This is a genomic window from Mucilaginibacter sabulilitoris (assembly GCF_034262375.1).
GTDB classification, from domain to species: Bacteria; Bacteroidota; Bacteroidia; order Sphingobacteriales; family Sphingobacteriaceae; genus Mucilaginibacter; species Mucilaginibacter sabulilitoris.
On record NZ_CP139558.1, the window covers coordinates 734887 to 748450 of the forward strand.

The window sequence follows — 13564 nt, forward strand, 5'->3', positions numbered from 1 at the left end:
TTAAAACTATAAAACTTAACAGTGTAAATAAAACTTATAAGGTAAAAAGGCATTAAATGTTCACAACAGTCTGCGTTTGTGCGGGTTTTTATCGTAATTTGTAATTTAAATTGGTTGATTGGGTTGGATTAAGTTGATTAAGTTCAGGATTTGTTAATAAACAGGAAAAGATTTATTAACCCGATGCGCTTGATCCACCCTGATTAACGCCATCAACTAAATATAAAAAATTATGATTGTCCCGAAAGGAAAACTAATAATTATAGGCGGCGCGGTTGATATGGGGAGTAACGTTACTATCCAGGAGCACATAAGGCAGCCCGATTATATTAAATTTTTTGAACAGGGCATTTTAAGGCGCATAATCACAGAGTCAGCTAAACATGAAGGCTCTTTAATTGAGGTGATAACTACAGCATCGCAAATTCCGGAGCTGGTAGGTGATGAGTATATCAAAGCTTTTGGCCAGCTAAATGTTACCAATGTAAATGTACTGCATATTAAAGGTCGCGAAGATGCGGCGAATGAAGCTTATCTCGACCGTATCCGTAAAGCTGATGTAGTGATGTTTAGCGGTGGCGACCAGCTCAGGCTTACCGCAATTTTTGGAGGCACCGAATTTTTACAGATCCTTAAGCACCGTTATCAGCATGAAAATTTTCTTGTGGCCGGTACATCGGCCGGGGCTGCTGCGGCGTCAACCCATATGATTTATAGGGGGCAAAGCAATGAAGCGCTTATTAAGGGAGAGGTGCAGATTACCGCAGGTCTTGGTTTTATAGACTCGGTTATTGTTGATACACATTTTGTACAACGCGGCCGTATAGGCCGTTTAATGTATGCTGTAGCTACCAATCCTGGTATTTTAGGTATTGGTTTGGGCGAAGATACCGGCCTGCTTGTTACCGATGGCAATATGATGGAAGCGATTGGCTCAGGCCTTATTATTTTGGTTGATGGCCGCAATATTGTGGCAACCAATATTTATGATGTTGCCATTGGTTCGCCGGTTTCTATTGATAGTTTGAAGGTACATGTAATGTCTATTTTTGATAAATATGACCTTGCACAACAACGTTTGATCATTAAAAAGACAGTTAAAGTAGAGGAAGGTGTTTTTATACATGCGCCGGATAACGACCTGTTGCAATAATACGCCCATTCTGTTGTTAATAAAGATATATTATCCTGAGTTATTTTAGTTAGACATTTACATCTGTGAGATACCGAAAATAAACCCGGCATGAAAGGGTGCATTTTTGGATCAACTAACTCCGTTCGAAATGAAGATCATTATACACGGCGGTTTCTTTAGCGAATCGCAAACCAACCAGGAAGTAAAGCAGGCCAAGCAGCTGGCTTTAAGGGATATAGTGAAGGCAGGATATAAATATCTGCAAACGCATAGTGCACTCGAAACGGTGGTTTATGCGGTGCGTTTGCTGGAAGATTGTGAACTTTTTAATGCAGGCACCGGTTCGCAGATACAGAGCGACGGCAAGATACGTTTAAGCGCCTCTTTAATGGATGGTAAAACCCAACGCTTTTCTGGCGTTATTAACATTGAGGATGTAAAAAACCCCATTTGTATAACCGAAAAATTGATGGCTTATGACGACCGCGTTTTAAGTGGTAAAGGAGCCCGTGATTTTGCCACGAATAATGGCATAGGTTATTACAATCCCGAAACACCGCAGCGCCGCCATGAGTACGAGCAAAAGCTGAGCGATTCTATAAGATTGGGCACCGTTGGCTGTGTGGCGTTTGATATTTACGGCAACCTGGCCGCGGCCACCTCAACAGGCGGCAAAGGTTTTGAAATACCTGGCAGGGTTAGCGATTCTGCTACAACCGCGGGTAATTATGCCAATGCTTATGCCGCTGTTTCATGTACCGGAGTAGGCGAAGACATAGTGAGCGGTTCTGTAGCTACAAAAATTGTTACACGTGTTACTGATGGCTCGCCCATATCGGCAGCTACCCATAAAACACTTGATGAACTAAAGCCATTTAACGGCCTTGCTGGCATCATAGGAATATCAGCCGACGGTCATATTTACCATGCAGATACCCATCCTTATATGGTTTGGGCGCTTCATGATGGCGATATTGAAGTTTTTGAATAAATTAAAATAATTAATTATAACATTATATTAGGTTTTGCGTTAAAAGGGGCTGGTTTGGTAATTAGCCTGTTACAGGTATTGCTTAACTATAATATATTATTATATTTGTTTACTGATTAATTTATTTAAACCCGCTCAAAAACAATAAATGAGGTTTATTTTACTACTAATCTTATGTTCGCTTAGCTTTTCTGCGTCTGCGCAGTGGTATAAGTATAATCCTTTCAGAAAGCATACCCGCTATCCGCAGATTGCTCTTTTGAAGGATAACTCTATTAAAAAATTACCCGTTGCCCGTATTCCTAATGATAAGATCACTTACGCCCGTATTGAGCGTACGCCCTATTCGATGTACCTGATGGAGGCATCGGTAATGAAAACGGCCCAGCATAATATGCGTTTCAGGGTTTACAACTCGGCCAGCTATAACTTTAGCGACCTTGCGCAAATGTACCTGAAACAAAACAGGCTATCTGAAGCTAAATGGTATTTACTGCAAAGCTTACAGATATCGCGCCAGCAAAACGATAATCGGCATACCATTACAAATCTGATAAATCTTGCCGCGGTTAAAGCCGGTTATGGCGATTTTATGCAGGCTAAACAAGATCTGGTAGAGGCCCGCAATTTAGCCAGTTCACTTGGTTTAAGCATGGATGTTGCTGCGGTTGACAAGCAAATGCGCTATCTGCAGGACAACAAGAATACCCTGAAAACCGAAGTTCGGTACGCGGAAACTACTGATACTGACCCGAAACCAGCTATAAAATGATTTTTTTGTGTAACATTAGCGTAAAATGCTGATGCTTATATACTACAAGTAAAACATTATCGTATAATTGTTATTGTAATTTAGAGACAGTATTATCACTGTCTCTTTTTATTTACATTAGCAAACTAATAATAGGCACGAGTATTGATGTTTTACAAAACCCCTGATTTAACTACAGTAAAAGATATGTTTAAGAAAGTATATTTAGTATTGGTGCTGGCCGCTGCACTCGCTTGTAAAGCATCGCCGTCAAAACCTATAAAAGTCCCCGGTTCAACCGATCTGCAACCCGACGAGCAACAAAGTATTGTTTGTAAACAAGTTGCTTCCCTTATATCAAATTATAATTATAAGAAAGTTGATCTGAATGATTCTATATCAAACATCATTTATGACCGCTATATAAAAGCGCTTGATGAAAATCACAGCTATTTTTTGGCGTCGGATATAAAAGAGTTTGATAAGTATAAAACTGTACTGGATGACGACCTGAAAAGTGGCAACTTAAATGACGCTTTTTACATATTTAACGTTTTTCAGAAACGATACATTGAGCATGTAAATTACTCGCTGGCGCAGTTAAATAAAAACTTTGATTTTAATAAAAATGAATCGTTTGTTTATGACCGCGATAAACTGCCATGGCCTGCTAACCAGGCAGAAATGGATGCCATGTGGTCGCAGCGTGTAAAATACGATCTGCTTAACCTGAAACTGGCCAGCAACGATATGGCTAAAAATAAGGAAACATTGAAAAAACGCTATCAAAATTTATTGTCGCAAGCCAATAAGCTTTCCAATCAGGATGTTTTTCAATACTTTATGGATGCCTTTACCGAAGCCATTGACCCACATACCAATTACTTTAACCCATCAAACGCAGCAAATTTCAACATCGAAATGTCGCGCCAGTTAGAGGGTATTGGCGCTTCCCTGCTGTCTGAGAATGAGTATGTAACCATTAAAACAGTAGTTCCGGGCGGACCGGCTGATAAGAGCCATCAAATAAATATTGATGATCGCATTGTTGGAGTAGCACAAGGCAAAGCCGGCGAGTTTCAGAATGTAGTTGGCTGGCGTATTGAAAATGCTATAGCCATAATACGTGGCACTAAAGGTACTGTGGTAAGGCTCGAAATATTACCAGCAGGCGCTAGTGCGGGCAGCAAGCCCAAAATTGTGGAAATGGTGCGCGAAAAGATCATTTTAAAAGATCAATCTGCCAAAAAAGAAATCCGCACTTACAACAGCAATGGCAAAACAGTTAAAATAGGTGTAATTGCTATTCCTGCATTCTATATTGATTTTAACGATTATAAAGCTGGTAACCCTAATTATAAAAGCACCACCCACGACGTTAAACTAATATTGGATTCACTGAAACGCGAAAACGTTGATGGTGTTGTGATTGACCTCCGCGAAAACGGTGGTGGCTCTTTAATGGAGGCTATTGAACTTACGGGATTGTTTATAAAAACAGGACCGGTAGTACAGGTTCGTGATACTAAAGATCAAATTGAGCAAGATAAAGATGATGATCCGGCTGTTACCTATTCGGGCCCTCTGGCGGTTTTGGTTGATAGGTTCAGCGCCTCGGCCTCAGAAATATTTTCAGGCGCCATACAGGATTATGGTCGCGGATTGATCATGGGTACACAAACCTATGGTAAAGGGTCGGTTCAGAGCGCTATTGACCTTGATCGTGTGTTAGGTTCGCCAATCCGCGATAAAATTAACCAGCTGGCGGGCGGCGGCAATAAAAAAGTAACTACCGGCAGCCAGAGCACTTATGGTCAGCTTAACTTAACTATAGCTAAGTTTTACCGCATTAGTGGTAATTCAACACAGCATAAAGGTGTAATGCCCGATATTCAGTTCCCGTCATTAATACCGCTTGATAAATATGGCGAAGACACCGAACCATCAGCCATGCCTTTTGATATCATCGCGAAAACCGATTATACCAAGGTGGGCGATTTTACAGGTGTTTTACCTCAGATTAAAAAACTGCACGATCAGCGAATGGCCACTAGCGACAGCTATAAATACATGGAGGAAGATATTGCCGACTTTAAAAAGCATGACGCTGAAAACAGTGTTACCCTGAATGAGTCAGACTTGAAAAAGCAGCGCGACTCTGATGAAAAAAAATCTCTGGATCGTAATAACCTTCGCCGCATTGCCTTAGGTTTACCGGCGCTGAAAAAGGGTCAGGCCAAGCCAAAGAATGAGGATCTTGACTTTGTAAAACGCGAAGCAGGACAGATCCTCACTGATTACATTAGCCTGGAGCCTAAACTAACCAGCGTAACGCCGCAGTAGCCCCACCCCCCTAAAGGGGGAGCTTTTGAATTAGAAATATTTAAGCCCGGCTCTTTTGGAGCCGGGCTTTGTTGTTTTATGCTTTTAAAGTAAGATATAGCCCGGTACATCAAAAAGGCTCCCCTCAGGGCAGGGCGGCAAACTAATTCGCATTCTGTAGGTTTACCTAATACCATGGCTAAAAAACCGTTGCTTGAATTTACTGACAGGGGAATTTACTGTGCCCGGGGCAAGTTTTATATTGACCCCTGGAAACCGGTTGATGATGCCGTGATTACTCATGCCCATGCTGATCATGCTTATTGGGGCCACAAAAATTATCTTGCTCACCACTTATCCAAAGAAATATTACTTTATCGTTTGGGCGAAATCAACCTGCAAACCGTGGAGTATGGTGAAACGGTAATGAAAAACGGGGTTGCCATATCCCTGTATCCGGCAGGTCATGTAATTGGTTCCGCACAGATCAGGGTAGAATATCAGGGTGAAGTTTGGGTGGTATCGGGCGATTATAAAGTGGAAGATGACGGTATTTCTACACCTTTTGAGCCTGTTAAATGCCACCATTTTATTTCTGAATGCACCTTCGGGATGCCGGTTTATACCTGGAAACCACAGGTGCAGATATTTGAGGATGTAAATAACTGGTGGCGTACCAATTTACACAATGGTGTTGCCACGGTGCTGGTGGGGTATTCTTTAGGTAAATCTCAACGTATATTGCAAAATCTCGATCTGTTTAATGGCAAAGTGTACACCCATGGTGTAATTGAAAATACCAATGAAGCTTTGCGCCGCAATGGTGTGCTGCTGAACCCCACCGAACGGATCACTGCCAATTCTGTAAAAGAAGAAGTAAGGAAAGGGATCATCTTAGCACCTCCATCATCAGTAAGCACACCCTGGATGCGTAAATTTCAACCCTATAGTTTTGGCTACTGCTCGGGCTGGATGGCTATTCGCGGCGCCAAGCGCCGCAGGGCCGCCGACAGAGGCTTTGTTCTCTCTGACCATGCCGACTGGAACGGCCTAATCAGCGCTATTGACGCTACCGATTGTGAAAGTGTTTACCTTACACATGGTTATACCGCTACATTTTCAAGGTATTTAAATGAGATAGGTTTCGATGCACACGAGGTGCATACGCTGTATGGTGGGGAAGAAGAGAACCCCTCCAACCTCCCCGAAGGGGAGACTCCTAATGTGCCGGAAAATAACAATGCAAATCAAGTCCTCTCCTTTGGAGAGGATTTAAGTGAGGCTGGAGGAGTTTCATGAAAGCCTTTGCCCAACTCTTCCTGTCGTTAGATGAAACGAACAAAACCAACGAAAAGATTAAAGTATTAAAAGACTATTTTAACGCTGTTCCTGATACCGACAAGATGCATATGCTGGCCCTGTTTACCGGGCGGAGGCCCAAGCGACAGATCAACTCAACATTGGTACGCAACTGGGCAGTTGAGGCATCTAATATACCGGCCTGGCTTTTTGAGGAAAGCTACCATGTAGTAGGCGACCTGGCCGAAACAATGGCCTTACTCATGCCCGAAACCAGCAACAGCAGCAGCAAAACCCTTACCGAATGGATAGCCGAGATTAATGCCCTGAATGATAAAACCGAGGCTGAAAAAAAACTGTGGTTATTGGAGTCGTGGGCAATGTTGGACGGTCAGGAACGTTTTGTCTTTAACAAATTGCTTACAGGGAGCTTCCGCGTTGGGGTATCGCAAAACTTAGTGATCAAGGCGCTGGCAGATATTTCTGGCCTGGAGGCGGCTGTGCTTACCCACCGTATTATGGGAAGCTGGCTGCCCGAAACGTATCAGTATACCCAACTGATGGAAGAACAGGATACAGCCGAAAACATCTCGAGGCCATACCCGTTTTTCCTGGCTTATCCCATACAGGAAACTTCCGAAAAGCAAAAAACACCGGAGGAGGTTGGTGCTTCGCTGGGCGATGCTGCCGATTGGCAGGCCGAATGGAAATGGGACGGCATTAGGGCTCAAATGATTAAGCGTGGCGGTGAAATATTTATATGGAGCCGTGGCGAAGATCTGGCCACCGAGAAATTCCCGGAACTGCACCCTTTTTTGAATGCCCTGCCCGATGGTACGGTGATAGACGGTGAAATCCTCAGTTTTAAAAATGGATTGCCTATGCCGTTTAGCGTGTTGCAAACCCGCATAGGCCGTAAAAACCTGAATAAAAAAATACTGGAGGAAAGCCCGGTAGCAGTAATTGCTTATGATTGTCTGGAATACCAAGGCGAAGATATCCGCTCGAAAACACAGGCCGAACGCCGGGTGATACTGGAACAATTACAGGCTTCTACATCTTTCCTGGAGGTGTTCCGCCTATCGGCATTAATACTTTTCAATACCTGGGAAGAATTGGGCATGATAAGGGAACAATCGCGAGCCATGATTGCCGAAGGTATTATGCTAAAACGCAAGAGTGCTACCTACCAGGTGGGTCGTCGTCGTGGCGACTGGTGGAAGTGGAAGATAGACCCTTTGTCGGTAGATGCGGTAATGATCTATGCTCAAAAAGGTCATGGCAGGCGGGCAGATCTGTACACCGACTATACCTTTGCCGTTTGGGATGGCGATAAACTGGTGCCCTTTGCCAAAGCTTATTCTGGCTTAACAGATGCCGAAATTAATAAGGTTGATTATTTTGTAAAACGTAATACTATCGAGAAATTTGGCCCGGTGCGCACGGTAAAGCCCGAGCTGGTTTTCGAGATAGGGTTTGAAGGTATCAATAAATCAACCAGGCATAAATCGGGTATCGCGCTGCGCTTTCCGCGTATATTACGGTGGCGGCATGATAAACCAAAGGAAGAAGCTGATACGCTCGAGAGTTTAAAGGCGCTATTGGGTGAGTGAATAAATTAAATATTTGTTCTGACGGGAATTGAATTTATTAATTACTTTGCCAATAAAACTATTACCGATGATCATTATAAATAACTATAGCGAATTTGAAACATTATTAGGCAAGGAGCTTGGCGTATCGGCATGGCATACCATTACGCAGGAGCAGATCAATAAATTTGCCGATGCCACGCTTGATCACCAATGGATACATACAGATCCTGAAAAAGCGGCAACAGAAAGTCCGTTTAAATCAACCATAGCCCATGGTTACCTTACGCTATCACTGATACCCTATTTATGGAAACAGATAGCCGATATCCGTAATCTTAAAATGGAAATAAACTACGGTATCGAAAACCTACGTTTTGCACAGCCGGTACTGGTTAATGACAAAGTAAGGCTAAAGGTTAAACTGTCGAGCCTTATTAACTTACGCGGTGTTACCAAAGCCACCATGGGTATTGAGCTGGAAATTGACGGTCAAAAGAAACCCGCTTTTGCCGGCGAGGTGGTTTTTCTGTACCATTTTATTAATTAGTTTAATTAACACTAAAACCTTTTGGGGAGTCACTTTAAAAAAAAGCCAATTTTTAAACACAGAATAGGTTTTTTTGCGTTAAATAGATATCAATCCTGGCATGTAAAAACTTTATATCGGGTTTTAATCGTATCTTTGGAAAGATTATAAATAACACTTTCATATTCTAATTATTTCAATTCAGTGGTCATTATCATATTCTTTATAGCGCATTGGTTCTTGTCGCTATTCTTCCAAACATTCTTTCTGCACAGGTACGCTTCTCACAAAATGTTTACTACCAATAAGTTTTACGAGGGTCTATTCTACCTGCTTACTTATATTTGCCAGGGTTCATCATTCTTAAACCCGAGGGCTTATGCCATTATGCACCGTGAGCACCATGCTTACAGCGATACGGAAAAGGATCCTCATTCACCTCATTTTTTTAAGGATGTATTTCAGATGATGATCTACACTGCAAAAAGTTATAGCCTGCACGTAAGAAAATTGAAAGAACCCGAGGAGCGTTTTAAAGGCAATATCCCCGAATGGCGTTTGGTTGACTACATAGGTTCATCTACAGTGTCGCGTATTTCATTTGGTATATTGTACATTTTGGTCTACGTGTTTTTTGCCACCCAATGGTGGATGTATCTGTTAATTCCTATCCATTTTTTAATGGGCCCTATTCACGGCGCTATTGTTAACTGGTGCGGCCATAAATATGGCTATTCCAACTTCGACAACGGCGATAAGTCAAAAAATACCACACCTTTCGACTTTTTAATGTTGGGTGAACTGTTCCAGAACAATCATCATAAGCATCCCAACAGAGCCAATTTTGGTGCTAAATGGTTTGAAATAGATCCGGTTTATCCAGTAATGAAACTCATGCACTGGATGCGCATCATTAAGCTCAGAAAAGCATATTTATAAGCATAAAGCCTAATGCAAAAAGCTTAAAGCGAAAAGTAAGGATTTGATACCTTCCTTTTCGCTTTTTTGTTTGGTTAAAAAAGCTTTTTGCTTAAACCTTATGCTTTTAGCTTTTCCCCTTTAATCTCATTTTTTACCTTTCTCCTTTTACCTTTCGCCTTTCACCTCAAATTCCCCTTATATTTGCCGCTCATAAAACATACTACTATGAGTATTTCTGTATTAGCTCAAAATTTGCGCGGCTCTGAAATTATTAAGATAGCCGGCGAGATCAATGAATTAAAACGCCAGGGTCAGAATATAGCCAATTTAACTATAGGTGATTTTGATTCCAATATTTACCCTATACCGGCCGAACTGAAAGCAGGCATTGTTGAGGCTTACGCCCAAAATCAAACCAACTATCCCCCGGCCGATGGCATGCTTAACCTTCGTCAAAGCGTATCTACGCTTTTAAAGAACCGTTATAATCTTGATTATTCAGCCAATGAAATATTAATATCGGGTGGTTCACGTCCGCTTATTTACTCTACTTTTTTGGCACTAGTTAACCCGGGCGAAAAGGTGGTCTTCCCGCTGCCGTCGTGGAACAACAACCATTACAGTGACCTCCTGAACGCCGATGCGGTAATGATACCTACCACTGCCGAAAATAACTTTATGCCTACGGCCGATGAAATTCGTCCGCATTTAAAGGGAGCAGCTTTGCTGGCTTTGTGTTCGCCGTTAAACCCAACCGGTACCATGTTTGGCAAAAAAGACCTTGAAGAGATCTGCGACCTGGTTATTGCCGAAAACAAGAGCCGTGCTAAAGGCGAAAAACCACTTTACCTGATGTATGACCAGATATACTCGCAATTAACCTTTGGCGATTTTAAACATTACGACCCGGTTACCCTGCGTCCCGAACTGAAGGATTATACCATATTTATTGATGGCGCATCCAAGTGTTTCGCGTCAACAGGAGTAAGGGTAGGCTGGGGCTTTGGCCCGGCACATGTTATTGATAACATGAAGGCCATTGTAGGGCACATGGGGGCATGGTCGCCAAAAGCTGAGCAGGTAGCAATGGCCAGCTTTATAACCAATGATGCGGCGGTAGATAATTACCTGAATGATATTAAAGGTAAAATACAAAACAGCTTAAATACCCTGCATGAAGGTTTTCAGGCATTAAAAGCCGAAGGGTTTCATGTAGATTCCATTATCCCGATGGGGGCTATTTATCTTACACTTAAAATCGATTACGCCGGCAAAACCACACCAGATGGCACAGTGCTGAAAGACTCGGCCGATATTAATTTTTACCTCATTAAAGAAGCTAAGGTGGCGTTGGTTCCGTTCTCTGCATTTGGCACCGATGATAATGTGAACTGGTTCCGCGCATCGGTAGGGGCAAGTACCCTGCAGGATATTCAGCAACTTATACCAAGGGTAAGAGAAGCCCTTTCAAAACTTAAATAAGTTTTTATAAGATATGGTAATGGCCATCATATGTACATGATGGCCATTTTTGTTTATATAGTTTATTTCCACATGCGTCATTGGAAAAGTAATTACATAAATAATAGGTTTTTTACAAATAAGAAAATGAAACTTATTTGAGTGAAAATTGTTGCTTATAAAAACATATATAAACACTCACTATGAAAAGATTAAGTTTAATGATGATGTTCGTGCTATCGGCATGGATGTTTCAGGCATGTAATAACGCTGCCAAAACCGACAGTAAAGAAAGTGCCGACAGTACCAATGAAGTTAAGGACACTACAACAACGGGCGCCACAGGAATAGCCGTTGATGAGGGCGACGCCAAGTTCGCTACCGACGCCGCCAATGGTGGTATGGCCGAAGTAGCAGTAGGCAAAGTTGCTGAACAAAAAGCCGTTAATCAAAAAGTGAAAGATTTTGCAGCAATGATGGTAAAAGATCATAGCAAAGCAAATGATGAGCTTATGGCCATTGCCAAAGCAAAAAATATTACGTTACCCGCTGCACCGAGCGATGATAAACAAAAAGAACTAGCAGATCTTTCTGCAAAATCGGCAAGTGATTTTGATAAAGCCTATGTAGATGCCATGGTTGATGGTCACCAAAAAACAATCGCTATGTTTGAAGATGCTGCAAAAAATTGCAAAGATGCCGAACTAAAAGCCTTTGCAACCAATACATTACCCATTATAAAAGGACATTTGGCTGAAATTGAAGCTATTAAAAAAGGTATGAAATAATTTAAAGTTCATCATTCAGTAAAAGAAAAAGGGAGATAATGCATCTCCCTTTTTCTTTTATAAAAATATTGTATTACCCCACATAAAACAATAATTTTAGGCGATGTACTGGCCGGTTACCGGCTTTGCAATCAGGGGTAAAATAGTATAGCAATAGAACCTCTTAAACAATCAGGGGTGTAAAGTAAAAAGTTAAAAAATATGTCATCAAAACCAATAGTAACCGGCCTTATGGCCTATGGTATGTCGGGCAGGATATTTCATGCGCCGTTTTTAGTTACCAACCCGGGTTTCACATTCAAAGCGGTGGTAGAACGCCATGAAAAAAAGGCAGGAAAAAGATATCCGGATGTGATCAGCTATGATACTATTGATGAATTACTGAATGATAAGGAAATTGAACTTATCATCGTAAATACACCTAACAACACCCATTTTGATTATGCCATGAGGGCCCTTAATGCAGGCAAACATGTGCTTATTGAAAAGCCTGCGGCAGTAACATCGGCAGAAGTTAAGATCATGTTCGATCTGGGTAAAAAACTTGGGCTAAAAGTACTCATTTATCAGAACCGTAGATACGACAGCGGCTTTCTATCGGTAAAGGACGTAATTGAAAGTGGAAGACTGGGCCAATTGATAGAAGTTCATTTCAGGCTCGACAGATATCGGATGCCAATTGGGCCGAAAGTATTTAAAGAAACAAAAGATACACCGGGTAACGGGCTTACCTACGACCTCGGCGCTCATTTAATTGATAATGCAATTAGTCTGTTCGGTAAACCATTAAGTTTTGTTAAAACCATAGGTACATACAGGCCCGGCTCGCAGGTTGATGATTACTTTAACTTTCATTTAACCTATCCTAATCAATTGCATGTTTATTTAACCTCGGGGCTGCTTATTGCCGAGCATACCCCCGGCTTTATAATTCATGGTACCCTGGGAAGCTTTGTTAAGCTGCGTACCGATGTACAGGAAGCGCAGCTTGATGCCGGGATGATGCCTACCGATGATGGTTTTGGTATTGAACCTGAGGGCAGTGATGGCAAACTGGTACTTATGGGAGCCGATAATGAGAAAACTGTTGAATGGGTTCCGTCAGACAAGGGTAATTATAGCGGTTTATTTGAAGCGGTTTATCATACTATAAGAGAAAACGCGTTATTTCCAATAACCCAAGAGCAAATAGCGTGGCAGCTGGAATTGCTGGAAAGTTAAAAATATCGTAACTATGCTTTAATGAAGTATTATATTAACATAATGAAAAAGATATACTTATTCCTTTGTTTACTTATTGCAGCTGGCTGTACCCAGGCTCAAACACTTGGTGCAAATTCGGGGATTCCGCCTTATCATATATTAACTACCGATAGTGTTTATGTTACCCCGGCTAACCTGAAAAAGAATAAACCGGTAATGATCATTTATTTTGCACCTGATTGCAGTCATTGCCAGCACCTGATGTACGACCTTAAACCGGAGCTTAAACAATTGCAGAATGTGCAAATAGTGATGATAACTTTTGTTAACCAGCTTAAAGCTATCCAGGTTTTTCAGCGCGATTTTGATTTGACCAAGTATCATAATATCACGATAGGAACTGAAGGCTATACCTACGTGGTGCAGAAATATTATCAGATACAAAATACACCTTTTATTGCCATTTATGATAAAAATGGCAAAATATCAAAAACCTATAATAAAGTGCCAACCATCCCGGTGCTGATGCAGGCAGTTAAAAAGGTTTAATTTTAGATGTGCAGATTTAGATG

General features: G+C 41.7%; 12 protein-coding genes. All 12 read left to right on the plus strand.

All coding sequences use genetic code 11. The annotated features are described in order from the left end of the window. Positions 1–232: 232 nt before the first annotated feature. Positions 233–1153: a cyanophycinase gene (locus SNE25_RS03275; protein ID WP_321563661.1), complete on the plus strand. Its 921-nt coding sequence runs from the start codon at positions 233–235 to the stop codon at positions 1151–1153. A 130-nt stretch (positions 1154–1283) separates the two neighbouring features. Continuing rightward, entirely contained in the window at positions 1284–2126 is an 843-nt protein-coding gene (locus tag SNE25_RS03280) for an isoaspartyl peptidase/L-asparaginase (RefSeq protein ID WP_321563662.1), read from the plus strand. A 148-nt stretch (positions 2127–2274) separates the two neighbouring features. Further along, positions 2275–2898: a tetratricopeptide repeat protein gene (locus SNE25_RS03285; protein WP_321563663.1), complete on the plus strand. Its 624-nt coding sequence runs from the start codon at positions 2275–2277 to the stop codon at positions 2896–2898. Positions 2899–3084: 186 nt separating this feature from the next. Further along, on the plus strand, positions 3085–5220 hold the full coding sequence (locus SNE25_RS03290; protein ID WP_321563664.1) for a carboxy terminal-processing peptidase: 2136 nt from the start codon (positions 3085–3087) through the stop codon (positions 5218–5220). Between the two features lie 174 nt (positions 5221–5394). Continuing rightward, on the plus strand, positions 5395–6498 hold the full coding sequence (locus SNE25_RS03295) for a ligase-associated DNA damage response exonuclease (RefSeq protein ID WP_321563665.1): 1104 nt from the start codon (positions 5395–5397) through the stop codon (positions 6496–6498). Then, the gene (locus SNE25_RS03300) at positions 6495–8111 is read left to right on the plus strand and encodes an ATP-dependent DNA ligase (protein ID WP_321563666.1); all 1617 of its coding nucleotides are present in this window, start codon (positions 6495–6497) and stop codon (positions 8109–8111) included. The genes SNE25_RS03295 and SNE25_RS03300 overlap by 4 nt, the downstream gene beginning before the upstream one ends. Positions 8112–8178: 67 nt before the next feature. Then, on the plus strand, positions 8179–8640 hold the full coding sequence (locus SNE25_RS03305) for a MaoC family dehydratase (protein WP_321563667.1): 462 nt from the start codon (positions 8179–8181) through the stop codon (positions 8638–8640). A gap of 183 nt (positions 8641–8823) precedes the next feature. Beyond that, positions 8824–9558 (plus strand): acyl-CoA desaturase, encoded by a 735-nt coding sequence (locus tag SNE25_RS03310; RefSeq protein WP_321563668.1) that lies wholly within the window; start codon positions 8824–8826, stop codon positions 9556–9558. Positions 9559–9765: 207 nt separating this feature from the next. Then, the gene (locus tag SNE25_RS03315; protein WP_321563669.1) at positions 9766–11022 is read left to right on the plus strand and encodes a pyridoxal phosphate-dependent aminotransferase; all 1257 of its coding nucleotides are present in this window, start codon (positions 9766–9768) and stop codon (positions 11020–11022) included. Positions 11023–11204: 182 nt separating this feature from the next. Further along, the gene (locus SNE25_RS03320) at positions 11205–11789 is read left to right on the plus strand and encodes a DUF4142 domain-containing protein (protein WP_321563670.1); all 585 of its coding nucleotides are present in this window, start codon (positions 11205–11207) and stop codon (positions 11787–11789) included. Positions 11790–11990: 201 nt separating this feature from the next. Further along, a complete protein-coding gene (locus SNE25_RS03325) occupies positions 11991–13010 on the plus strand; it encodes a Gfo/Idh/MocA family protein (protein WP_321563671.1) in 1020 nt (339 codons plus the stop codon). A gap of 42 nt (positions 13011–13052) precedes the next feature. Next, positions 13053–13541 carry a TlpA family protein disulfide reductase gene (locus tag SNE25_RS03330; protein ID WP_321563672.1) on the plus strand — a complete coding sequence of 163 codons (489 nt, stop codon included), beginning with the start codon at positions 13053–13055 and terminating at the stop codon, positions 13539–13541. Positions 13542–13564: the final 23 nt, after the last annotated feature.